Genomic DNA, 22,614 nt, shown 5'->3' on the forward strand with positions numbered 1-22,614 from the left:
GTCCGGGTCAGGTCAGTCGCGGCTGAGGCGGGCGGCCTGTTTCAGGAGATGGGTGTGCTCGGCTTCGATCACCGTGGCCTGCGCCGCCGCCTTGTAGAGTCGGGCCGCCTCGGCGCGGTTCCCGGCCTGCTCGTGCAGGTACGCGGCCACGGCGTCGCGGCGCGGCAGGCCGGGGTCGAGCGCTTCGACCAGGCGGAGCCCCGCGAGCGGGCCGTCCACGTGCCCGACGGCGACGGCCCGGTTGAGCGCCACGACCGGGCTGCCGGGGGTGATGCGCTCGAGTTCGTCGTACCACTCGAGGATCTGCGGCCAGTCGGTCTCATCGGCCGAGGCCGCGTCGTCGTGGAGCGCCGCGATCGCGGCCTGCGCCTGGTACTCGCCGACCCGGTCCATCGCCAACGCCAGCTGGAGCAGGTCGACGCCTTCGGCGATCTTCGCCTCGTCCCAAAGGGAGCGGTCCTGTTCGGCGAGCGGCACGATCTGGCCCGAGGCGTCGCGGCGGGCCGGGCGGCGGGCGTGGTGCAGGAGCATGAGCGCGAGCAGGCCCGCCGCTTCCGGGTCCTGCGGCACCGAAGCGACGAGCTGCCTGGTGAGGCGGATCGCTTCGGTGGACAGGTCACCGCCCGTCCGGTCGCCCGCGAAGCCCTGGTCGAACATGAGGTACAGGACGCGGAGCACGGCGCGCACGTCGCCGAGCCGTTCGAACCGCTCCCCCGCCAGTGTCCGCTTCGCACGCGAGATGCGTTGCGCCATGGTCGATTCGGGGACGAGGAACGCGCGGGCGATCTCGGCCGTGGTGAGGCCGCCGACCGCGCGGAGCGTCAGCGCGATGGCCGACGCGGGCGAGAGGGCCGGGTGGCAGCAGCGGCTGAGCAGCAGGAGCGTGTCGTCCGACTGTTCGGCGTGGCCGGGAGGCGGTTCGCGGTGCGCCGCGACCTCGCGCATGACCCTGGCGGACGCCGAGCGGCGCGCGTCCAGGAATTTGCGCCAAGCCACGGTCACCAGCCAGGCCTTGGGTTCGTCGGGCGCCTCGCCGTTCCAGTGCCGCACCGCTTCGGCGAGCGCGTCCTGGACGGCGTCCTCGGCCGCCGCGAAGTCGGCTCCGCGGCGGACGAGGACGCCCAGCACTTGCGGGGTGAGGTCCCGCAGCAGGTGATCGTCGATCATCTGACAGGTATCCAGCGTTCGTGTCTATTCGACCGTCGGCGCTTCGTTGAGGAACGGCCGCACTTCGATCCACTCGTGGAGCGGCAGGCTGTCCTTTCCGGGGGCCGAGGAGAGGTGGGCGGCGGCCTCGTAGGCGCGCTCCCGGGAGTCGACGTCGATGACCATCCACCCGGCGATGAGGTCCTTGGTCTCGGCGAACGGGCCGTCGGTGACCGGCGGTCTCCCGTCGCCGTCGTAGCGCACGAAGTCGCCTTGCGGGGCGAGTGCCTGCGCGTCCACGAATTCGCCGCGTTCCTTCAGGTCTTCGATCATGTCGCCCATGAACTGGATGTGCGCGGTGATCTCGGCGGGAGCCCAGTCCTCCATCGGCGCTTCGGCGTTGGCGTGCTGCTTCGGTCCGCCGCGGTAGTGCTTGAGCAACAGGTACTTGGCCATGACGGCTCTCCTTCGGTTCGGGCGGCTCTTTCGCCGCTGACAACCCTAGGACGGAGCCGGTCCGCGGTTCTCGACATCCCATCGGCACTTGCTCCGAGGTTTTTCGCAAGTGCTGCCGTGGCCGGGCTCACGATGTCCGGGCTTGACCCTGACGCGGCGGGAGGCTCGAGGATCGGGGCATGAGCGAATACATCACTCCCGTTCCGACACCGGCGTACGACGCGAAGGCCCCGGAGGTCTGCCGCGAGATCTACGGCATGCCGATGTTCGTGATCGCCGCGACCGCCGACCTCGAAGCCTCGAAGGACTTCTGGCTCCGCGGCCTGGGGTTCATCGACCTGTTCACGGTCCCTGGCCAGATGACCCATGTGCGCCGCTGGGCGTTCCAGGACGTGCTCCTCGTGCCGGGCGAGCCCGCCGCCCAGCCGGGCGCGCAGGTCAGCTTCTCATGCGTGCTCAGCCAGATCGACGAGATCGCCGAGGCCTGCGAGCGGCTGCTCCCGGGCAGCGTCTCCGGCCCTGTGGAGCAGTTCTGGGGCTCGATCGAGCTGACCGTGAGCACGCCCGAGGGCATACGGGTCGTCATGACCGCCGCCCAGCCGCTGGACCCGAACAGTGAGCGAGCGGACCTGCTGCGCACGCAAGGGTACGAGATCCCGCGGGGGTGATCACCGGTCGCGGCATCGGGGTGGTCGGCCGTGCCGGTCGCCGCCCGGGCCGACTCGCTCTGGGCGACAATGGCCCGATGAGCGACCATCCGCCGCCGTCTGCGGCGCGCGACCTGACGGTGGGGCGGGCCGCCGCGCTCCTGGGCGTCAGCGTCAAGACGCTGCACCACTGGGACGACATCGGCCTCGCCCGTCCGAGCGGACGTTCGGGCACGGGCTACCGGCTCTATGCGGACGCCGATGTCGCGCGGCTTCACCGAGTCCTGGTCTACCGCGAGCTCGGCTTCCCGCTCGCCGCGATCGCCGACCTCCTCGACGACCCGGCCGCGGACGCGCGGGCGCACCTGCGGAGGCAGCGAACCCAGGTCGCGGAGCGAATGGATCGGTTGCGGCACATGGCCGGTGGGATCGACCGGCTGCTGGAGGCCCTCGAACGCGGACTGCCGTTGAGCGCCGAGGAGCAGCTCGCGATCTTCGGCGAGGACTGGCAGCCCGGCTGGGTCGAGGAGGCCGCCGAACGCTGGGGCGCCGGTCCGCAGTGGACGCAGTACGCCGAGCGTGTCGCCGAGAAGACCCCCGAGGAGTGGAAGGCGGTCGCCGCCGCGACCGAAGCGCTCAACGCCGACCTCGCGGCGGCCGCGCATGGCGGCGTCGCGCACGGTTCGGTGGCGGCGAACCAGCTGGCTGAGCGGCATCGTGCGCTGATGTCGACCTATTTCGAGTGCACGCACGCGATGCAGGTCTGCATGGGGCGCATGTTCACCGAGGACCCGCGGTTCGCCGCGAACTTCGACGGCATCGAGCCGGGACTGGCCTCGTGGCTGCGGGAGGCGATCGACGCGAACGCCCGGGCCAACGGCGTCGACCCGGACACGGCGGTCTGGACGTGACGGGGGCCCGGCCGTGGCGAACAGCCGGGCCCCGTTGCGTGCCTTAGACGGCGGTCCAGCGGCTCTCGTCTTCAGCGCTCGCCTCGACCGCGGCCAGGACCCGCTGCACGCGCAGCGCGTCGGCGAACGACGGCGTGGGCTGCTCGCCGTTCGCGATGGCCCCCACGAGGTCCACCACCTGGTGGGTGAAGGCGTGCTCGTAGCCGAGTCCGTGCCCGACCGGCCACCAGTTGCCCGTGTACGGGTGCTCGGGCTCGGTGGCCTGGATCTTGCGGAAGCCCGAGTTCGGTCCGTCGGCCGAGTCGTAGAACCACAGCGAGTTCATGTCCTCGAAGTCGAACGCGAGCGAGGCCTTGGCGCCGTTGAGCTCCACGCGCATCGCGTTCTTGCGGCCGAGCGCGAACCGGGTGGCCTCGAAGACGCCCACGGCTCCGTCGTCGAAGCGTGCGGTGAACATCGCGGCGTCGTCCACGGTGACCGGGCCCTTGGGGCCGTCGGTGCCGCCGACGCCGCCCAGGCCCACGAAGTCGCCGCCGACGGGGCGCTCCTTGACGAAGGTCTCCATGATCGCCGAGACGCCCGTGATGTTCGCGCCCGAGACCCATTGCGCGGCGTCGATGATGTGCGCGCCGATGTCGCCCAGCGAGCCGGAACCGGACTTCGACTTGTCGAGGCGCCACGTCAGCGGCGCGTTCTCGTCGGTGAGCCAGTCCTGGAGGTACTGCGCGCGCACGTGCCGGATCGGCCCCAGCGCGCCCGATTCGACCAGGCGCTTCGCGAGCGCGAGCGCGGGCGTGCGGCGGTAGGAGAAGCCGCACATCGCGTACACGCCCTTGGCTTTGGCGGCCTCGGCGGCCGCCGTCATCTGCTCGGCCTCCTCGACCGAGTTCGCCAGGGGCTTCTCGCACAGCACGTGCTTGCCCGCCTCGAGCGCGGCGATCGCGATCTCGGCGTGCAGGTTCCCGGGGACGCAGATGTCGATGAGGTCGATGTCGTCCCGCTCGATGAGCCGGCGCCAGTCGGTCTCACTGGAGTCCCAGCCGAGCTTCGTCGCGGCGGCCGCGACCCGCTCGGGGTCGCGGCCGGCGAGCGCGGTCATCTGCGGGGCGAGCGGCAGGTCGAAGAAGCGCGGCGCGGTGCGCCACGCGTGCGAGTGGGCCGCGCCCATGAAGGCGTAGCCGATCATGCCGACGTTGAGGGATTCACTCACTGTCGCTCCTCTTAGAGCTCAGGGCCTCCCGGACGGAAGGCCACGATTTCAGTACGGCGAGCACCTCCGGGTCGCGCTCGGTCGCGAGCGCAGTGTCGTAGGAGCGGTCGAGCACGTCGTCGATCGCGACCCGCCGTCCCTGTGCCGCACTCTGCGTCGCGGCCTCGACCATAGCGAGGCTCATGATGTTCGCGTGCACACGCCCCATCGGTTCCAGGCCGTGCCGGAGCGCGGCGACGAACTGCCGCAGGGAACCCGCGATGTCACGGCCGAGGTCCTCGCCGGGCTCGAACGGTTCGTCGGGGGCGGCGACCGGGTCGTGCTCGCCGTCCCACAGGACCGAGCCGCGCTCGGCCGAGATCCGCCAGGAGCCGTTCCAGGAGGTCTCATGGCCGGGGCTGCACCAGGAGCCGTTGAAGGTGAACCTGGCGCCGCCCTCCATGGCGAAGACCGCGTTCGCGGCCGCGTCGCCGGCGTACCAGCTCCAGACCGGGTTGTACTCCTCGCAGGAGACCGAGACCGGGTCTTCGTCGAGAAGGTAGCGGGCCATGTCGAACTGGTGGATGGCCATGTCGAGCAGGAGCGGGCTGGCCATCTCGTCGCGGAAGCCGCCGAAGTGCGGCGACTGGAAGAAGTCGACCGAGACGATCCCGACCGCGCCGAGCCCGGCGAGCCGCTGCTTGGCCTGGTGGAGCGCCGGGTGGTAGCGGCGGTTCTGGCTGACCATGAACAGCTGCCCGGTGTGCTGGGCGGCGGCCGCGAGCGACAGGCCTTCGGCCACGGTGGCGGCGACCGGCTTCTCCCCCAGCACGGGGAACCCCGCGTTGAGCGCGGCGATCGTGACCGGGTGGTGCGCTTCGGGAATGGTCGCGTTCACGATGCCGTGGGCGCCCGTGCGCCGCGCCAGCTCGATCGCGTCGGCGCCCGTGAGGAGGCCCTCGATGCCGGTCGCGGCGGCGAGCGACGCGGCGGCCTCCGGGTAGAGGTCGGCGATGCCCGCGAGTTCGGCGTCCGGGCTGTCGGCGATGTTCCGGGCCCAAGCCCCGCCCATGCCGCCCGCGCCGACCACGACGAGCCGCAGCGGACCCTCGGATCCGATCGTTCGAAAGCTCATCGCTCGAATGCCCCTCGGTAGCCCTGGCCGTTGAAGAAGTCGTCGGTGTCGTAGCGCAGCAGCGTCGGCGTCTCGCGCTCGCGGTCCGGGCGGGCCCATTCGACGCCGTTGGCGATCACGTGGTTCACGTCCGGGTGGTGGTAGACCGGGAAGTCCTGGTCGCCGGGGCTGAAGTAGAAGATCCGGCCGAAGCCGCGGCGGTAGGTCATGCCGCTGCGGAAGACCTCGCCGCCGGTGAAGCCGGAGATGAAGATGAGCTCGTCCGGGGTCGGCACGTCGAAGTACTCGCCGTACATCTCCTGCTCGGGGATGACGATCGGGTTCGGGATGCCCCGCGCGATCGGGTGCTGCGGGTTGACCGTCCACACCAGTTCGCGGTCGTGCTCGCTGCGCCAGCGCAGCGTGCAGGTGGTGCCCATGAGCTTCATGAAGATCTTGGACCAGTGCCCGGAGTGGAGGACGACGAGGCCCATGCCGGCGAGCACGTGGCGGTGCACGCGCTCGACGACCTCGTCGGCGACCTCGCCGTGCGCGGCGTGGCCCCACCAGATGAGGACGTCCGTGGCGTCCAGTACGTCGGAGGTCAGGCCGTGCTCGGGCTCGTCGAGGGTGTGGGTGGTGATGTGAGCCTTGTCGCCCAGCCATTCGCCGACGCCCTTCGCGATGGCGCCGTGCATGCCGTCGGGGTAGCGCTCGGCCACAGAGGCTTCGACCTGCTCATGGCGGTTCTCGCCCCAGACGACGACTCGGATCGGTTCATTGGACATGTGGTGTGTCTCCTTTGGTGGTTTCGCATATTGTGAGCTTAAAAATCGTTGGGCGCCATCGGGATTCATCAGATCATCGGGGCGGTGCTGGACCGTTCGACCAGCGTGGGCGGCAGCAGCAGGTGCTCGGGCTCGTCGGACCGCTCGATGACCAGGCGCACCAGCTCCGCGGCGAGGGCGGCCGAGGGCTGGCGGACCGAGGAGATGCCGACGGTGCCGAACGAGGTGAGCGTGGTGTCGTCGTAGCCGGTGACGGCCACGTCCCGGCCCGGGGCGAGCCCGCGGCCCTGAAGCGTGATGACGGCGCCGGCCGCGAGGGGGTCGGAGACGCAGACGATCGCGGTGGGCGGCTCGGGCGCATCGAGGAGCGCGGCGGCGACGCGGACGCCGGTCTCCAGGTCGCGGCCGCATTCGATGACCCGGCCCGGCGCGAGCGAGGAGGTGAGGCCGCGACGCTCGCAGGCCTGCCGGTAGCCGATCTCGCGCTGGGCCATGGTGACGATTCCCTGGTCGGCGCCCACGAACGCCAGTTCGCGGTGCCCGCGGTCGGCGATGTGGTCGACGGCCATCGCGATGCCCAGCGCGGCGTCGGCCTCGACCCAGCTCCACGGGCTCGCGAACGCCTCGGCGGTGCGGCCGTACGCGGCGAACGGGATGCCCCGCCGTCGCAGGCCGACGGGCCGGGGGTCCTCGGGCTCGAGGTTGGAGATGACGAACCCTGCCGCGGACTGGCCGAAGTAGAGGTCCTCGCAGGCGGACATGAGCGCTTCGCCCCGTTCGGCGACGAGGGTGAGGTTGCGGTCGGCGGCCTGGCAGCTCGCGGCGAGGTCGTGGACGAAGGCGTCCATGTACTGGTTGCCGCCGACGTCCTGGGCGGGCAGCACGTAGGCGATCTGGCGCGGCTGCGCGAGGCGCAGGCTCCGGGCGACGAGATTGTTGCGGTAGCGCAGCTCGCGCATCGCGGCGTGCACCTTCTCGCGGGTGACGGCGGAGACGACCTCGGGGCGGTTGATGACGTTCGAGACGGTCATCGCGGAGACCCCGGCGAGGTCGGCGACGTCGGACATGCTCGCTTTGCGGGCACCGCGCCTCTTGCCGCTCATTCGCCGTCTCCTCTCTGAGTCCGTTCCGGCGTGCGACAGATTTTAAGCATAAAAACGAGCGACGGTCAAACCCGGCGATGAATTCGGCGGACGCTTGTCGTCAGTACCGGTGACACCCGCCGCATACGAGGAGACGCCATGACCGAACCGCACAGCCACACCATCGACGCCCCGGGCGCCGTCCTGCACTACGACGTGCGCGACGGCGCCGAGCCGACCCTGCTGCTCATCGGTTCACCGATGGCGGCCCCCGGCTTCGGCACGCTCGCAAGCCACTTCACCGACCGCAGGGTGGTCACCTACGACCCTCGCGGCTCCGAGCGCAGCCGCCGCACCGACGGCGCCGCCGAGACCCTGGTCGCCGAGCACGCCGACGACCTGCACCGGCTCATCGACGCGATCGGCGGCGGACCAGTCGACCTGTTCGCCAGCAGCGGCGGCGCGGTGAACGCCCTCGCCCTGGTGGCGAAGCACCCCGAGCAGGTCCGCACCCTCGTCGCCCACGAGCCGCCGGCGTCGAGCGCGCTGCCCGACCGTGAGACGATCCTCAAGTTCTGCGAGGACGTCCGCGACACCTACCTGGCCGCCGGTTTCGGCCCGGCCATGGCGAAGTTCATCGCCCTGGTCTCCCACCAGGGCCCGTTCACGGCGGCGCACCTCGAGCAGCCCGACCCCGATCCGGCCGCCTTCGGACTGCCGACCGAGGACGACGGCGACCGCGAGGACCCGCTCCTGGGCCAGAACATGGTCACCTGCAACGCCTTCGAGCACGACTTCGACGCACTGCGCGCGGCCTCCACCCGCATCGTCATCGGTGTGGGCGCCGACTCGGGCGAGATCCTCCCGGCCCGCGCCGCGCAGGCCGTGGCCGAGGAGCTGGGCACCGCGCCCGTCGCGTTCCCCGGCGACCACGGCGGCTTCCTCGGCGGCGAGTACGGCCAGACCGGCAAGCCCGACGAGTTCGCGGCGGCCCTCCGCGAGGTCCTGGACGCATGACCGACCGAGCCCGGGGAGGCGCGATGAAGCGGGGCGTCTGGTCCCTGGTCCATGCCGAGCGCGCGGCGCTCATCGAGGACCTCGCGGCCCTCGACCCGCAGCAGTGGGAGCGGGCATCGCTGTGCGAGGGCTGGACCGTGCACGACGTCGTCGCCCACCTGGTCGACACCTACCGGACCACCCGCATCGGCTTCTTCACCCGGATGGCCAAGGCGCGCTTCGACTTCGACCGCCAGACCGCGAGCGGCGCGGCGAAGGAGAAGGGCGGCACGCCGCTCGAGACGCTGCACCGGCTCCGCAGGGCGGCCCCGCTGACGGCGACGCCGCCGGGACCGCTCGGCACCCGGCTCGTCGAGGAGGTCGTCCACGGCGAGGACATCCGCCGCCCGCTGGGCATCGCGCGCGACTATCCGCAGGAGACGGTCGTCGGTGCGCTCCGCACGCACACGGGCCTCTCGGCGTCGATGGGCGGCGCGAAGGAGCTGGTGGCCCCGATCAGGCTGCGCGCCGTCGACGCGGACGTGGCGATCGGCGAGGGCCCCGAGGCGCGCGGCACGGCCCTCGCGCTGCTCCTGGCCGTGAACGGGCGGCGCGCGTCCTTCGACGAGCTCGACGGGCCGGGCGCGGCGGTACTGGCAGGGCGGGCTTGAAGACGCGAAGGCGCCCCGGAGTCACAGGACTCCGGGGCGCCTTCGTGATCGCATCAGTCGGTGCCGAACTCGATCGCGGCGTGGTCGAGAAGCTCGTCGAGCGGCTCATTGTCGGAGGCCTCATGGCCGCGCGAGGCGATCGCGATCGCCCCGCCCTTGTCCATCGCGCCGATCAGGCCCGTGGAGGCGGCCTGGGCCGCGCCGATCATCGTCGGGTGGCCGCTGCCGACCATGCCGATCCCGGCGTACTGCTCGAGCTTCGCCCGCGAGTCGGCGATGTCGAGGTTCCGCATGGTGAGCTGGCCGATCCGGTCGTTCGGGCCGAACGCCGAGTCCTCGGTCCGCTCCATCGAGAGCTTGTCCGGGTGGTAGCTGAACGCGGGACCGGAGGTGTCGATGATCGAGTAGTCCTCGCCGCGCCGCAGCCGCAGGGTGACCTCGCCGGTGACGGCGGTGCCGACCCACCGCTGCAGCGATTCCCGGATCATGAGCGCCTGCGGGTCGAGCCAGCGGCCCTCGTACAGCAGCCGTCCGAGCCGCCGCCCTTCGGCGTGGTAGATCGCGAGGGTGTCCTCGTTGTGGATGGCGTTCACGAGCCGCTCGTAGGCGGCGTGCAGGAGCGCCATGCCGGGGGCCTCGTAGATGCCCCGGCTCTTGGCCTCGATGATCCGGTTCTCGATCTGGTCGGACATGCCCAGGCCGTGCCGCCCGCCGATCGCGTTGGCCTCCAGCACGAGGTCGACGGCGGAGCCGAACTCCTTGCCGTTGATGGTGACCGGCCGGCCCTGCTCGAAACCGACCCGGACGTCCTCGGTCTCGATCTCGACGGCCGGGTCCCAGTGCTTGACGCCCATGATGGGCTCGACGATCTCCATGCCGGTGTCGAGGTGCTCGAGGGTCTTGGCCTCGTGGGTCGCACCCCAGATGTTCGCGTCGGTCGAGTAGGCCTTCTCGGTGCTGTCCCGGTACGGGAGCCGCCGGTCGGCGAGCCATTCGGACATCTCGGTCCGGCCGCCGAGCTCGCTCACGAAGCCCGCGTCGAGCCACGGCTTGTAGATCCGCAGCGAGGGGTTGGCGAGCAGGCCGTAGCGGTAGAACCGCTCGATGTCGTTGCCCTTGTAGGTGGAGCCGTCGCCCCAGATCTGCACGTCGTCCTCGAGCATGGCCCGCACCAGCAGCGTGCCGGTCACGGCCCGACCGAGCGGGGTGGTGTTGAAGTAGGTGCGCCCGCCGGACTTGATGTGGAAGGCGCCGCAGGCGAGGGCGGCCAGGCCCTCCTCGACGAGCGCGGCCCTGCAGTCGACGAGGCGCGCGACCTCGGCGCCGTAGGCCTCGGCCCGGCCGGGGACGGTGTGGATCTGCGGCTCGTCGTACTGGCCGATGTCGGCGGTGTACGTGCAGGGCACCGCGCCCTTCTCGCGCATCCAGGCGACCGCCACCGAGGTGTCCAGGCCACCGGAGAAGGCGATGCCGACGCGTTCGCCGACGGGGAGCGAGGAGAGAACTTTAGACATGGTTATGAGTATGCATGATGCTGCATTTTCATGCAACCCGGGGTCGGGCCCGATTCGGGCGAACGGCCGCGACCAGGCTCGACGCACCGCCATCATGGCGAGGCTCACTCCCGGGCAGCGAAAAGCGGGCCGTCCTCGATCGAGGGCGGCCCGCTGCGATGGTGGTCAGACCGCGGGCGTGCGGGCGGCCTGCTGCGCGCGGAGCGCGGCGAACATGGGCTTGCGGGACGGCGATTCGGCCAGGCCGCTGTGGAGGACCGCGGCGATCGCGACCGAGGCCGCGGCGTCGTCGGCGGCGGCGACGCCGGCGGCGACCATGTCGAGGATCTCGTTGGCGGCGGCCGAGACGAGCTCGGGGTCGGCGCTCTTGGACGCGCGAGAGAACCCGAAGGCCAGGTCCTTGTCGGCCGTGACGTTCCAGACCGCGCAGGTGTGGAGGCGGGTGCCGTAACCGGTGCCCTCGATCCAGCACTCGACGGCGTACACGAACGTACGGGCATCGTGGTCCCACAGCAGTTCGGCGTCGAGCATGTCCGAGAGCGCGGCGAGACGCTGCGCCTTGGGATACTTGGACTCGATGACGGCAGTGGCAGCGTCGCTCGAGAGATAGCTGTAGGTCATCCTTCAACGGTAGCCGCCCGCCATGGGGTTCCCGCAAAGCCCGGACCGCTCGTTTCGGCGACAAGGGTGGGTGCTTCCTCACCAGAGACCCAGAAATCAGACTTCAGTGCACTTTCAGGCACATATATCCGGGGCCGTCCAAGAGGGAGGCACCGTGCGGCTGGGCACCGCGCCTCCCGGAGCGGGCGTCTTAGCCGACCACGTCGCAGTAGGGCTTCACGGTCTCGACGATGGTCGGGCCCTCCGCCTCTTCGACACCGAAGAGCTCGGCGGCGTCGCGGGCGAGCCGCTCTTCGTCGGCGTTGGCCGCGACCTGGCCGCAGATCTCCTGGACGTTCTGCAGGATCTCCTCGGGCGAAGCGTCCGGGACGACCTCCCACAGGTCGGTGGCGAGATCGGTGGGGAGCTCGGAGGCGAGTTCGTCGAGGGAGGACTCCCAGTCGGGGAGGCTGGGCGAGTCGGTGGGGATCTCGATCCCGCCGTCCTCACTGCAGGCGCCGAGCGCCAGGAGCGCGCCGAGGGCGAGGGCGGCGAGTGCTCGTCGTGCCGTCATCGGGTTCTCCGTTCGCGTGATTTCCGGCCACGCTAGCAGCCCGAGGCCGCCGTTTCGTCCGAGCGGGGTTGCCGCACCCGTCCCCGCCGCCGCGGCACGGGCCGGACGCCCGCGCCGTTCCGCTTGCGCCCCTAAGCGGCTTCCCACTCGAAGCCGTCGGGGTCGGTGAACGTCTCGGCGCCGCCGAGGACGATCCGGTGCGAGCCGGAGCCCTCGGGGTCGACGGACGCGGCCTTGGCGGCGAACTTGCGGCTGTAGAGCGAGAGCGAGACGGCGCCCTCGGGGGCCTCGAACTCGATGTACTTGCGGCCGAAGCTCTTGGCGACCTTGAGCCCGTGATCGATGTAGAACTGCTTGGTGGCGGCCACGTCGGCGACGCCGATGCCGACGTTGACGGAGTCGACCTCGCGGGTCACGGGACCGGACTGCTTCTTCTGCGAGGTGGCGATCTTCCAGATCGCGCCCCACGGGTCGCGCAGGATCGCGCCGTAGCCCCAGAGGCTCTTCTCGGGGCCCTTGATCGCCGTGGCCCCGGCGGCGAGGGCGGTCTCGGTGAAGCTGTCGACGGTGCCGGGCTGGGCGACCACGAGGGAGATCGCGTAGCCGCGGAAGCCGCTGCTCGGGTCCTTGGCGGTGCGCACGCGCAGCCAGGAGTCGGTGCCGAGGTCGAAGGCGGCGGCGTAGAAGGCTTCGGCGGCGGCGGTGTCGTCGACTTCGAGGGTCACGGTCTCGATGGCGTTCACGGTCTGCTCCTTGAGATAAACGCTGTGTGCGAAAGTGCTGGTCTTGCTCATGTCCACAACGATATTTCCGCCGGCGCCCCCTGCGCTTCTCGATTCCTGATCACTCCGCGGACCTTCTCAGACGCCCGAAACGGGTATATATTCATGAAAGTCGATATACGGGGCAAGTCCGCCGTCGGGTTGGGGTGGTGCGGACCCGACCAGAGGAGGACAGTGCATGCCTGTCATGCGAACTCGGCGGCTCTTGGCCGTCACCGCCGCCTGCGGGGCGCTCGCCGCGGGGACGATCGCGGTGGTCGCGGCGAGCCCGGCGCACGCCGACGCCTGCGAGCGGATCGATTACACCGTTGTGAGCTCGTGGAACGGCGGCCACCAGGCCGCCGTGGCGCTCACGGCCGGGAGCGAGCCGGTGAACGGTTGGACCCTCGCGTTCGACCTGGCGGGCGGCGCCTCGGTCCAGAGCGCCTGGAACGTCGACTGGGAGCAGTCGGGAACGCGGTTCACCGGCTCCGACGTCGGATGGAACGGCGCGGTCGCCTCGGGCCAGACCCGCGAGCTGTTCGGGATGATCGTCTCCGGCGGCGCGGTGCAGCCGCCTTCGTTCTCGCTCGACGGGATCGAATGCGGCGGCGTCAGCCTGCCGTCCGAGACCCCGAGTGAGACGCCGAGCGAGGACCCGACGACCGATCCGCCCGGACCGGTCGACTGCCCGGCCGGGGCCGTGTGCGACGACTTCGAGGACCAGACCGGCACCGTCCCCGGCGGCGACTGGACCGTGGGCGCGGCCGACTGCACCGGCACGGGTACCGCGGCCGTGGACAAGGCGGTCGCCAACAGCGGCGGCACCTCGATCCGCATCGAGGGCGGCGCGACCTACTGCAACCACGTGTTCATCGGCCGCGACCTCCCGGCCGACGCCCAATGGTTCCGCGTCTACATGCGGCACGGCACCGCGCAGCCGCAGAACCACACCACGATGATCGCCATGCAGGACCGGGCCGACGCCGGCGCCGATCTGCGCCTGGGCGGGCAGAACGGTGCGCTGCAATGGAACCGGGAGTCCGACGACGCGACGCTGCCGGCCCAGAGCCCGGCCGGGGTGGCGTTGAGCCGGCCGCTGCCGGTGGCGGCCTGGACGTGCGTCGAGTTCCGGATCAGCGGCGGCGGGCTCGCCACCTGGGTCGACGGCGAAGCGGTCGAGGGCCTGGTCGTGGACGGCGCGCCGACCCATGACGTGGACGCGCAGTGGCTCGCGAAGCCGGACTGGAACCCCGATCTCGTCGATCTGCGGCTCGGCTGGGAGAGCTACGGGAACGACGCGGACACCCTCTGGTACGACGACGTGGCCTTCGGTCCCGAGCGGATCGGCTGCTGAAGCGGCGGCGCCCCGGCGAGCGATCGCCGGGGCGTCCTGCTAGCGGTTGAGCAGCAGCTCGAACAGGTCGAGCCGCCAGGCCGCGTCCCGGGCGACGAGGAAGCCGACGATGCCGAGCACCCAGCCGGTCGTGGAGGCGGCGTTCTTGACCATCCAGTCGTTGATCCGCTTGAGCAGCGGCTCCACGGCGTTGCGCGCGACCAGCCGGGCCGCGAGCAGCACCAGCGCCGGCAGCACCATCACCAGGCAGTACCCGGCCATCGTGAGCGTGATCCCCGCGGCCCCGATCCCGGCGGAGGTGACCAGCCCGATCGCGGCCAGGTACGGCAGCATCGTGGCGACCTCGATCGTGGCCGCCGCGAGCGCGAGGCCCATGAGCGGCAGCACCGAGGCCCGGGTGCGGGTCGCGCCTTCGCCTTCGGCCGCATCGATGCCGAGGGCCCGTTCGCGCCAGCGCGCCACGCGCCCGCTCTCGCCGTGCCGCTGCTTGGAGTCGAAGCGGAAGCTGAGGACGAGCAGGCCGACGCCGAGGACGAGCTGGGTCCACAGTGCGGGCCGGGTGTCGAGGAGGGCGCCGATGTCATCGATGAAGGTGGTGGCGCCGACGGCGATGAGCAGGCCGACGGCGAAGTAGAACGCGACGATGGTGGCGAGGTAGGCGAGCATCCGCCCGGCGCGCACGCGGCCGGGGGCGAGGAGCAGCCAGATCGGGATGAGAAGGGTGCCGAAGCTGGTCGAGTCGATGAGCGCGAGGGCCGCCAGGGAGGCCGCGAGTGCGAGGTCCATGTGCCGAGCGTATGGAGCGGCGCTGCCGGGCGCGTCGGTCTGGTGGTCGAGTTTCGGTTGGGGGCCTGCATCTTTGGTGGCAAGCCGTTGGATGCGGTCGGGCCGCGCAACGCCTGGATACCGCTTTCCGATACTGTCGGTCTTCGATGAGTCCGCGCCGTGCGGACCAGCCGAAGGAGGCCGTCATGCCCCGGTTCGCCAAGCCGATCGTCGTCAATGACAACGGCGCATGGTGCTGGTTCCAGGACGAGCGCGCCCTCGTCGACCCCGAGACGCAGCAGCTCGTCGTCGGATCGATCGCGGCCGCCGAGGGCCCCGGCGGCGAAGCCCGATCGGGCAACGTCGAACTCGCGGTCGTCGACCTGCGCACCGGCACCTCCCGGATCGCGGTGCTCCATGAGCGGTTCGAGACCGACGACCACGACGTGCCCGCCCTGTGGCGGCGAACCGACGGCCGATGGCTCGCCGTCTACACCAAGCACAAGACCGACGACCTGACCCGTTGGCGCATCAGCGAACCGAACGACCCCACCGTCTGGGGCCCGGAGCGCGGCTTCGACTGGAGCCCCCACACCGAGGGCCGCGGCGTCACCTACTCGAACCTGCGCGCCATGGACGGGCGGCTGTACTGCTTCGCCCGCGCGGTGAACGACGACCAGTGCGCGATCGTCTCCGACGACGAGGGCGAGACCTGGGCCTACGCGGGCAAGCTCTTCACCCGCCCCAAGGTCGGCTACGTCAACGGCTACACCCGGTACGCCGCCGCCGGTGACCGCCTCCACCTGGTCACCACCGACCACCATCCGCGGGACTTCGACAACTCGATCTACCACGGCTACCTCGAGCACGGCGCGCTCCACCGCAGCGACGGCACCGTCCTCGACCCCGAGGCACTCAGCGGGGAGGCGCCTTCGCAGGAGGGCCTGACCACGGTGCTCGCCGCCGGTTCGCGCTGGGGCGGCACGCGGATCTCGCACTGCTGGACCACCGACATCCGCACCACCGCGAACGGCGGCGTCGCCGCGATCCTCACCGCCCGCGCCGGCGAGGAGGAGCTCGAACTCGGACGCCGGAAGGCCGCCCCGGACCTGCGGTTCTTCTACGCCCGCATGGCGCCCGGCGGCGAATGGACCGTCAACGAGCTCGCGAAGGCCGGGCCGGGCCTGATGCCGCACGAGGAGGACTACACGGGCCTCGCCGCGATCGACCCGTACGACCCCGGCTCGGTCTACATCTCCACCCCGATCGACCCGCGCGACGGCTCGACGCTCCCCTGCCGCGAGATCTTCCACGGCCGCGCCGCGGCCGCGGGCAGGTTCTGGGCCTGGACGCCCGTCACCGAGAACTCCGAAGTGGACAATCTGCGGCCGATCGTCGCCCCCGGCGACCCGTCCCGCACCCCGCTCCTGTGGTTCCGCGGCCCCATGACGGCCTCCCAGCACTACCGCTGCGAGGTCGTCCTCCTGGACCTCCCCCGTTCCTGACCGCTCGTTTACACCCGGTTCACAGCGCCGCGCCTACGGTTCGGCGCATGAGACGCATCTCCGCCCTCCTCGCGGCCGCCCTGCTGGCGGCCGCCTGCAGCGCCGAACCAGAGACCGAGACCGAGCGCGCGGGCTGCGACACCGCGTTCACGAGCGCGCTGAGCCGCTGGGCCGATGCCGGGTTCAGCGGCGCGCTGGCGATCGGCGACGGCGCGGGCCTCGACTGCCGGGCCGCGTTCGGCCTGGCGGACGAGTCGACGCCGAACGCCGACGAGACGGTGTTCGCGATCGGCTCGATCAGCAAGGCGTTCACCGCCGCCGCGGTCGTCGACCTCGTGGACGCGGGCGAATTCGCGCTCGACGACCGCGCCGGCGATCTCCTGCCCGGCCTCGAAGGCCCCGCAGCCGGAGCCACTGTCGAGCAGCTGCTGCTGCACACGAGCGGCCTCGATGGCGCCCACGGCGAGGACCACCGGCCGCTCGACCGCGAGGACGCCGTCGCGGCCGTGGGCGGCCTGCGTTCCGCGTTCGAGCCCGGCACCGAGTTCCTGTACTCGAACGCCGGGTACGCGCTGCTGGCGCTCATCGTGGACGAGGCTACGGGCGACTACCGCTCATACCTGGCCGAGGAGATCCTCCAGGTCGGCGGTGAGCGCATCGGCGGGTTCTGGGACGGCGAGCCCGCCGCGCCGGGGCCGCGCGCGGTCGGCACCGTCGACGGGAGATCGTCCTCGGAGAACGGCGATTTCGCCGGGCCGCACTGGGCGCTCGCCGGGAACGGCGACCTGGCGATGACCGCCGCCGAGCTCGGCGCCTGGACCAGGGGGCTCTTCACCGGCGCGGTCGTCTCCGAGGACGCGATGGACCTGCTGCTGGAGACCGGTTTCGACAACGGCGACGGCACCATGGAGATCCCCGGATGGGTGTCCGTCGGGCCCGACATGTTCGGCGTCCCGATCATCACCGCTTCGGGAGGCGGCGGCGACACCGGGCACAACGCGGTCGCGGCCTGGCTGCCCGAGAGCGGCACCTCCATCGCCGTCACCTCGAACACGGACGGCGTCGTCGCCGGTGAGCTGGTCGACGCGATCGGCCCCGCGCTCATCGCGGGCGAGCCGATCCCCGCCCCCGAGGGCCGGGCCGAGGTCGACCCCGCCGAACTCCAAGCGCGCGAAGGGGTCTACACGCTCGATTCCGGATCGAGATTCCACGTCACCGCCCAGGCGGACGGCCTCGAGATCGCGGCGGACGGCGCCGACGCGGTGGCCGCCCTGTTCTCCTCCGGCGAGTTCAGCGCCGAGGACGTCGCCGCCCATGAGGACGATGTGCTCGCGCTTCTGAACGGCGAGACCGACACGGGCCGGGAGGAACGCGAGGCGATCGAAGCCGACCTCGGCCCGATCGAGCGGGTCGAACTCGCCGGGACCGCCGTCGAGGACGGTGAACTGCGCACCTACGCGCGCATCGGCACCGCGGACGACGACGTGCTCGCCTGGTACGCGCTGGACGGGCACGGCGGGGTGGGCGCCGTTTCGCTCGGGGTCGAGCCGCCCGCGTTTACGCTGGTCCCCACGGGCGACGGCGAGTACCGCCAAGCCGACCTCGCCGGTGCCGGAGCGGGCGTCCGGGTGTCCTTCGAGGACGACCTGATGACCGCGACCGGACCGGCGGGCACCGTCGAAGCCCGCCGGTAGAGAGGGGAAGGCGTGCGCATCCTGCTGGTCGAGGACGACCGCGACCTGGGCCCGGTCCTCGCGATGGGCCTGCGGGGCGAGGCCTACGCCGTGGACCTCGCGGCGACCTGCGCCGAGGCCGAAGCGCTCTTGTGCTGCAACGACTTCGACGCGGTCTGCCTCGACCTCGGACTGCCGGACGGGGACGGCCTGGAGCTGCTGCGGCGGCTCGGGACCGACCCCGCGCTGCGCCGCCCCCGCCGCGTGCTCGTGCTGACCGCCCGCGACGCCGTGGACGACCGGGTGGCGGGGCTCGACGCGGGCGCGGCCGACTACCTCGTCAAGCCGTTCAGCTTCCAGGAGCTGGCCGCGAGACTGCGCGCCCTCGCCCGGCGCACCGACGCGCACGACGCGGTCCTCGCGGTCGGGGACCTGCGGCTCGACACCGCCGCGCACCGGGCCTGGCGCGGCGGTGTCGAACTGGACCTGACCCCGAGGGAGTTCTCCATGCTGCGATACCTCATGCACTACGCGGGCCGGACGGTGAGCGCCGAGGAACTGCTCGAACACGTCTGGGACGCGAACGCCGACCCGTTCACCGCCTCAGTGCGGGTGATCCTGAGCCGCCTGCGGCGCAAGCTGGGCGAGCCCGGCCCGATAAGCACGGTGACCGGTGTCGGGTACGTCCTGCGGGAGGCGCCGTGATCGGGCTGCTGCGCTCGCTGCGCGCCAGGCTCGCGCTCACCGGGGCGCTCGCGATCTACCTGCCGGTGGTGCTCGTGTTCGCGGTGACCTCGCTCGACCGGAACGAGTTCACCGAGACCGCGCCCGACGGCACCACCCGGACGGTCGCATCGTCCGATGTGGATCCGACTGGATGGGCGTGGTGCACCGTGATCGCGCTCCTGCCGGTCACGGCGGCGCTCGCATGGTGGTGGTCCGGCCGGGCGGTGCGGCCGTTCGAGCGGATTCGCGAAGCGGCCGCACGGATCGAGGCCTCCGATCTCAGCCTGCGGGTGGGCGGCGCGCAGGGCACCACGGAGGCGATGGGGCTCGCCGCCGCGTTCGACGCGATGCTCGACCGCCTCGAACGCTCGGCGCAGGTGCAGCGGCGGCTGGTCGAGGAGACCAGCCACGAACTGCGGACCCCCCTCGCCGTCCTGATCACCGGCGCCGATGTGGTGCTGCGCCACCCCGAACCCGACCTCGAGCTCTACCGGGAGGGCTTGGAGCGCAGCCGGAACGCCGCCGAACGGCTGCGGGACGCCGTGGGCGAGTTGCTGGTGGACGCGCGCGGGCGGGCCCGCGTCATCGACCGGCGCCCGACCGACGTGACGGCGCTGGCGCGCGAGGTCTTCGCGGAAGTGGCGGCCTTCGCCGCGTCGCGTTCGGTCCGCCTGGAACTGCGCGGCGAGGCCTCGGCGGAGGCCCCGGTCGACGGCCCGAGCGTCCACCGCGCGGTCGCGAACCTGGTCCACAACGCCGTCAAGCACGCCCCGGAGGGCACGGCGGTGGAGGTCGAGATCGAGCGCTCGGCGGCCGGGATCGCCGTGGTCGTCACCGACGAGGGGCCGGGTATCCCTGCGGCCGAACGGGAACGGGTCTTCGAACGGTTCTGGCGCGGCGGCCGGGCCTCGGGCACGGGCCTGGGGCTGCCGATCGCGCGGCAGATCGCGCAGGCCCACGGCGGCGAGGTCGAGCTCCTCGACTCCGGCCGGGGCTGCCGGTTCCGGCTGACGCTCCCGGCCAAGGAGGCGTAGCGGCCGTCCGCTCAACGCCCCTCTTGCTCGTCCTGCTCGCGTCTGAGCTTTTCGACGGCGGCACGCTCGGCCTCCTCCGCCGTCTCGGCGCGGCGGTGCGCGGCCAGGAGCCGTTCATATTCGGCGCGCTGCGCGCCGGTCAGCTTCGACAGGTCGGGCGGATGCCGTTCAAGGGCGTCGATCCCCTCATGGAGCTCCCGCCGTGCCGAGCGCACGCTGAAGTAGAGGGCGCCCGCGAGGCAGACGAGGATGAGGACGATCCAGATCAAGGGCCTCCGTTCTCCTTCCGGTCCTGCTCCATCTGGTCGTCGTTGTTGCGGCCGCGGTTGAGCTCGGTAGCGGAGTATTTGAGGACCTTCTGGGTGTTGATCGGGTTGCCCCAGTTGTTCTTGAGCGGGTCGAGGCTCTTGGAGAGCGGTTTGAGGGACTCCATGCGGATGTTGTGGGCACCGTTCATGGTCATGCGACCGCCATTCATCAAGGCCTTCGAAGCGCCCTTGAGCAGCTGGTCGGTGGCGGTGTCCATGGCATGCTTCAGACCCTGTGACTGGCTGCCGAACTTGCGGAACGAGGCGATGTAGCGGCCGAACTTCGACATGAGCTGACCGAGCTTGCCGACGAGGTTCGCGAAGACGCTCACGGCCTTCGAGACGATCCGGGCGATCGCGGCGGCGAGGGTCGCGCCGAAAGTGAAGCCCGCGGTGGCGAGGGCGCTGAGCGCCCACATGATCGCCTCGGCGATGAAGTTGGTGATGATCTCCAGGAAGATCGTGCGGAGGATGCCGACGGCGACGCCGGCGATGTTGACGCCGTTCGCGGTGGTCGCCGCCGCTGCCGCACTGGAGCGCAGGACCTGCTCGAACCCGGCCGCGGCGGACCGGTAGGCGGCGGCGTCCAATCCGTCCCAGTCCTCGACGCTCGTGAGCTCGGCGGCCCATTCGTCGGCGGCGGTGCTCATCTCCATCGAGATGTTGTTCCAGGTGAGGGCCAGGCCCTCGATCGCCTGGGGGTTGCCGGCGACCCAGTCGAGGGGTTCGCGCAGGAACCAGATGTGCTCGAAGAGCCAGCCGACCCCGGCCTGGAGCAGGTGTTTGAAGGGGTTGGCGACGAAGGAGAGCACATCGATCGCGGTGGTGGCGGTGGCGACCCCGGCGTCCATGAAGCTGAAGTCCTCCGCAGTGAAGGCCGCGCCGTAGGCCGTGGCGGTCTTGGCAAGGCCGCCGACGACCTTGGTGCCCTGGAGATCCGAAGTCGCGGTCGGACCTTCGATGAGCGGGTTGGTCATGGGGTGTGCCCGTCCAGTTCCCTGCCGAGTTCGTCGAAGAGGGCCGCGACCTCCTGGTCGGCGGCCAAATGCTGGATCGCGGTGTCGTTCACGGCCTCCGCGAAGCCGAGGCCGAGGTCGTCGGCGGCGTTGAGGGCCGCTCCGGCGTCGTCGAGGAACAGGTCGAGGACGGGCGGGATGACCTGGGCGAAGACGATGCCGTACGCGACCTCGTCACCGAGGCGCACGGTGTTCGCCGCGTCGGCCGCGGCCCTGACCCTCGCCATGGGACCGTTCGCGAGTCGCGCCGCATGCTCGCGCAGCGCCTGCGGGTCGACCTGGACCATCAGTCCTCCGCCTTCGGCGCGGTGAACGACTGGAGCAGGCCCATCGCCTCCGGGTCCCCTCCCAGCAGGTCGGACATGATCTCCGCGGTCTTCCGACCGGACTCCTCGACGGCCCGCTTGTACGTGTCGAGCACGAGTTCGGCGAGTCCGGTGCCGGACATGTGCTTGGCCTCGTTGGAGAAGCGGAGCCCGGTGAGCGCGCCTCCCGCGTTCACGGTGACATGGACGGCGCCTTCGTCACCGGCGAGCGTCGTCTCCGATGCCGCCAGCGCCTGCTCGGCGCGGCTCGCCTGCTCCTGGATCACGGCAACGCGGTGCTCCAGGTCCTGCATGATCTCTTCGGGGGTGCGCATCGTCTTCCTTCGCCGTCGCCGAGTCTGGTGGTGCGGTTGTCAAGCTAGCCAACGAGAGTGAACCAGCGGTGTCACGCTTTTGAACAAGGCGGGGCGCGGGTTCAGGCGGCGCGGCGCAGTTCGGCGAGCAGCTCGGGGCCGCTCCAGTCGCGGCGTCCGCCGGCCTCGGCGGCGTGCACGAGCGCGGTGAGGCGTTCATTGACGGGCGCGGCGGCGCCGTGCTCGGCCGCGAGGGCGACGATCTCGCCGTTCAGATAGTCCACTTCGGTCGGTCTTCCGGCCTCGAGGTCTTCCCAAGTGGAGGAACGGGCGAGCGGGTCCATGGCGAGCATCGTCGCGGCCGCGCGGGTGAACAGCGCATCGGGCAAGCCGAGCAGGGCCGGGAGCAGGCGCGGGTCGAGCCCGGCGGTCTTCGCCGGATGGATGTCGCCGGCCCGGTAGGCGGCGAGCGCTTCCCGCTGGGCGAGCGCGAGGCAGCGGCGGTAGGCGCGCTGCGACAGCTCGGTCTTCAACGGGAGGCCGGAGAGCGCGTTGACGGCGTTGTTGAGGTTGAGCAGGAGCTTCGTGGCCTGAACGCCCTGGAGGTCGGCCTCGTCGGCGAGCGTGAGCCCGGCGCGGGCGAACGCGGGCCCGAAGGAGTCGAGTGCCGGATGGGATTGGACGCCGAGACCGCCCGCGGTGCCCTGGTGGAAGCGGGCTGGTCCGGAGTGGACCACGTTGAAGGCGACCGTTCCCGGCAGCACGGTCACCTGAGGCAGGCGCTCGCGCAGGACGTCCGCGTTGCGCAGCCCGTTCTGGAAGCTGATGACGACGGCGCCCGGTTCCAGTTGCGGTGCGAGGGCTTCTGCGGCCGCAGCCGTGGCCGCGGACTTGACGGTGACGAGCACGAGCTCCGCTCCGGCGGCGGCCGTCGGCGAGGTCGCGAAACGCGGCGCGTCCACGCGGCTCTCGCTACCGTGCAGGTCGGTCAGGGTGAGCCCGTGCGAGGCCGCCTCGCCGATGATCCGTTGCCGCCCCACGAACACGACCTCGGCTCCGGCGGCCGCGAGCCTGCCTCCCACATAGCAGCCGATGCTCCCGGCGCCGAACACGCAGATCATCCCCGGATGCTACTGCGCCCGCCCAACGCGCGCGGCGGACG

General features: G+C 71.3%; 25 protein-coding genes. 9 read left to right on the top strand and 16 right to left on the bottom strand.

The genetic code is table 11. The annotated features are described in order from the left end of the window. Positions 1 to 12: 12 nt before the first annotated feature. Positions 13 to 1,167: an RNA polymerase sigma factor gene (locus JHY01_RS01005; RefSeq protein WP_205323725.1), complete on the bottom strand. Its 1,155-nt coding sequence runs from the start codon at positions 1,165 to 1,167 to the stop codon at positions 13 to 15. A gap of 24 nt (positions 1,168 to 1,191) precedes the next feature. Beyond that, positions 1,192 to 1,602 (bottom strand): YciI family protein, encoded by a 411-nt coding sequence (locus JHY01_RS01010; RefSeq protein ID WP_205323726.1) that lies wholly within the window; start codon positions 1,600 to 1,602, stop codon positions 1,192 to 1,194. A gap of 179 nt (positions 1,603 to 1,781) precedes the next feature. Between JHY01_RS01010 and JHY01_RS01015 the strand changes: the two genes are divergently transcribed. Both JHY01_RS01015 and JHY01_RS01020 read left to right on the top strand, forming a co-directional pair. After that, the gene (locus JHY01_RS01015; RefSeq protein ID WP_205323727.1) at positions 1,782 to 2,270 is read left to right on the top strand and encodes a VOC family protein; all 489 of its coding nucleotides are present in this window, start codon (positions 1,782 to 1,784) and stop codon (positions 2,268 to 2,270) included. Between the two features lie 77 nt (positions 2,271 to 2,347). After that, complete coding sequence (locus JHY01_RS01020; RefSeq protein ID WP_205323728.1) at positions 2,348 to 3,160, top strand: MerR family transcriptional regulator; 813 nt, start codon at positions 2,348 to 2,350, stop codon at positions 3,158 to 3,160. A 43-nt stretch (positions 3,161 to 3,203) separates the two neighbouring features. On the opposite strand, the gene JHY01_RS01025 is transcribed toward JHY01_RS01020, so the two are convergent. The 4 genes from JHY01_RS01025 to JHY01_RS01040 form a co-directional block, all read right to left on the bottom strand. After that, a complete protein-coding gene (locus tag JHY01_RS01025; RefSeq protein ID WP_205324038.1) occupies positions 3,204 to 4,346 on the bottom strand; it encodes a Gfo/Idh/MocA family protein in 1,143 nt (380 codons plus the stop codon). A gap of 16 nt (positions 4,347 to 4,362) precedes the next feature. Next, positions 4,363 to 5,484, bottom strand: a complete 1,122-nt coding sequence (locus JHY01_RS01030) for a Gfo/Idh/MocA family protein (protein WP_205323729.1) — start codon at positions 5,482 to 5,484, stop codon at positions 4,363 to 4,365. Next, on the bottom strand, positions 5,481 to 6,251 hold the full coding sequence (locus JHY01_RS01035) for a ThuA domain-containing protein (RefSeq protein ID WP_205323730.1): 771 nt from the start codon (positions 6,249 to 6,251) through the stop codon (positions 5,481 to 5,483). Before JHY01_RS01035 ends, JHY01_RS01030 begins: the two co-directional genes overlap by 4 nt. A 68-nt stretch (positions 6,252 to 6,319) precedes the next feature. Beyond that, positions 6,320 to 7,354, bottom strand: coding sequence for a LacI family DNA-binding transcriptional regulator (locus JHY01_RS01040; protein WP_205323731.1), 1,035 nt, complete (start codon positions 7,352 to 7,354; stop codon positions 6,320 to 6,322). 138 nt (positions 7,355 to 7,492) lie between these two features. Between JHY01_RS01040 and JHY01_RS01045 the strand changes: the two genes are divergently transcribed. Together JHY01_RS01045 and JHY01_RS01050 are read left to right on the top strand one after the other, a co-directional pair. Next, on the top strand, positions 7,493 to 8,350 hold the full coding sequence (locus JHY01_RS01045; protein WP_205323732.1) for an alpha/beta fold hydrolase: 858 nt from the start codon (positions 7,493 to 7,495) through the stop codon (positions 8,348 to 8,350). Beyond that, a complete protein-coding gene (locus JHY01_RS01050; RefSeq protein WP_205323733.1) occupies positions 8,347 to 9,000 on the top strand; it encodes a maleylpyruvate isomerase family mycothiol-dependent enzyme in 654 nt (217 codons plus the stop codon). Before JHY01_RS01045 ends, JHY01_RS01050 begins: the two co-directional genes overlap by 4 nt. Before the next feature lie 53 nt (positions 9,001 to 9,053). On the opposite strand, the gene argG is transcribed toward JHY01_RS01050, so the two are convergent. From argG to JHY01_RS27165, 4 genes are all read right to left on the bottom strand, one after another. Further along, entirely contained in the window at positions 9,054 to 10,514 is a 1,461-nt protein-coding gene (gene argG / locus JHY01_RS01055; protein ID WP_205323734.1) for an argininosuccinate synthase, read from the bottom strand. A gap of 165 nt (positions 10,515 to 10,679) precedes the next feature. Beyond that, entirely contained in the window at positions 10,680 to 11,135 is a 456-nt protein-coding gene (locus JHY01_RS01060; RefSeq protein ID WP_205323735.1) for a hypothetical protein, read from the bottom strand. A 190-nt stretch (positions 11,136 to 11,325) separates the two neighbouring features. Next, entirely contained in the window at positions 11,326 to 11,688 is a 363-nt protein-coding gene (locus JHY01_RS01065; protein WP_205323736.1) for a hypothetical protein, read from the bottom strand. A gap of 131 nt (positions 11,689 to 11,819) precedes the next feature. After that, the gene (locus JHY01_RS27165; RefSeq protein WP_205324039.1) at positions 11,820 to 12,431 is read right to left on the bottom strand and encodes a glyoxalase; all 612 of its coding nucleotides are present in this window, start codon (positions 12,429 to 12,431) and stop codon (positions 11,820 to 11,822) included. 217 nt (positions 12,432 to 12,648) lie between these two features. Between JHY01_RS27165 and JHY01_RS01075 the strand changes: the two genes are divergently transcribed. Further along, positions 12,649 to 13,806, top strand: a complete 1,158-nt coding sequence (locus tag JHY01_RS01075; RefSeq protein WP_205323737.1) for a cellulose binding domain-containing protein — start codon at positions 12,649 to 12,651, stop codon at positions 13,804 to 13,806. Between the two features lie 39 nt (positions 13,807 to 13,845). Here JHY01_RS01075 and JHY01_RS01080 read toward each other — a convergent pair whose 3' ends face one another. Continuing rightward, entirely contained in the window at positions 13,846 to 14,592 is a 747-nt protein-coding gene (locus JHY01_RS01080) for a GAP family protein (RefSeq protein ID WP_205323738.1), read from the bottom strand. Between the two features lie 185 nt (positions 14,593 to 14,777). Here JHY01_RS01080 and JHY01_RS01085 point away from each other — a divergent pair, with 185 nt between their 5' ends. From JHY01_RS01085 to JHY01_RS01100, 4 genes are read left to right on the top strand one after another with little or no spacing between them, the layout of a single operon-like run. Beyond that, the gene (locus JHY01_RS01085) at positions 14,778 to 16,076 is read left to right on the top strand and encodes a BNR-4 repeat-containing protein (protein WP_205323739.1); all 1,299 of its coding nucleotides are present in this window, start codon (positions 14,778 to 14,780) and stop codon (positions 16,074 to 16,076) included. A 47-nt stretch (positions 16,077 to 16,123) separates the two neighbouring features. Beyond that, positions 16,124 to 17,770 (top strand): serine hydrolase, encoded by a 1,647-nt coding sequence (locus tag JHY01_RS01090; protein WP_205323740.1) that lies wholly within the window; start codon positions 16,124 to 16,126, stop codon positions 17,768 to 17,770. A 12-nt stretch (positions 17,771 to 17,782) separates the two neighbouring features. Next, on the top strand, positions 17,783 to 18,454 hold the full coding sequence (locus tag JHY01_RS01095) for a response regulator transcription factor (protein WP_205323741.1): 672 nt from the start codon (positions 17,783 to 17,785) through the stop codon (positions 18,452 to 18,454). Beyond that, the gene (locus JHY01_RS01100) at positions 18,451 to 19,509 is read left to right on the top strand and encodes an ATP-binding protein (protein WP_205323742.1); all 1,059 of its coding nucleotides are present in this window, start codon (positions 18,451 to 18,453) and stop codon (positions 19,507 to 19,509) included. Before JHY01_RS01095 ends, JHY01_RS01100 begins: the two co-directional genes overlap by 4 nt. Positions 19,510 to 19,520: 11 nt before the next feature. On the opposite strand, the gene JHY01_RS01105 is transcribed toward JHY01_RS01100, so the two are convergent. The 5 genes from JHY01_RS01105 to JHY01_RS01125 form a co-directional block, all read right to left on the bottom strand. Continuing rightward, the gene (locus tag JHY01_RS01105) at positions 19,521 to 19,778 is read right to left on the bottom strand and encodes a hypothetical protein (RefSeq protein WP_205323743.1); all 258 of its coding nucleotides are present in this window, start codon (positions 19,776 to 19,778) and stop codon (positions 19,521 to 19,523) included. Beyond that, a complete protein-coding gene (locus tag JHY01_RS01110; RefSeq protein ID WP_205323744.1) occupies positions 19,775 to 20,794 on the bottom strand; it encodes a hypothetical protein in 1,020 nt (339 codons plus the stop codon). Before JHY01_RS01110 ends, JHY01_RS01105 begins: the two co-directional genes overlap by 4 nt. Beyond that, the gene (locus tag JHY01_RS01115) at positions 20,791 to 21,120 is read right to left on the bottom strand and encodes a hypothetical protein (protein WP_205323745.1); all 330 of its coding nucleotides are present in this window, start codon (positions 21,118 to 21,120) and stop codon (positions 20,791 to 20,793) included. The genes JHY01_RS01110 and JHY01_RS01115 overlap by 4 nt, the downstream gene beginning before the upstream one ends. After that, positions 21,120 to 21,473 (bottom strand): YbaB/EbfC family nucleoid-associated protein, encoded by a 354-nt coding sequence (locus JHY01_RS01120; RefSeq protein ID WP_205323746.1) that lies wholly within the window; start codon positions 21,471 to 21,473, stop codon positions 21,120 to 21,122. The genes JHY01_RS01115 and JHY01_RS01120 overlap by 1 nt, the downstream gene beginning before the upstream one ends. Before the next feature lie 101 nt (positions 21,474 to 21,574). Next, positions 21,575 to 22,573, bottom strand: a complete 999-nt coding sequence (locus JHY01_RS01125) for a 2-dehydropantoate 2-reductase (protein ID WP_205323747.1) — start codon at positions 22,571 to 22,573, stop codon at positions 21,575 to 21,577. Positions 22,574 to 22,614: the final 41 nt, after the last annotated feature.

It is taken from the genome of Glycomyces sp. YM15, assembly GCF_016918015.1.
Lineage (GTDB): Bacteria > Actinomycetota > Actinomycetes > Mycobacteriales > Micromonosporaceae > Glycomyces.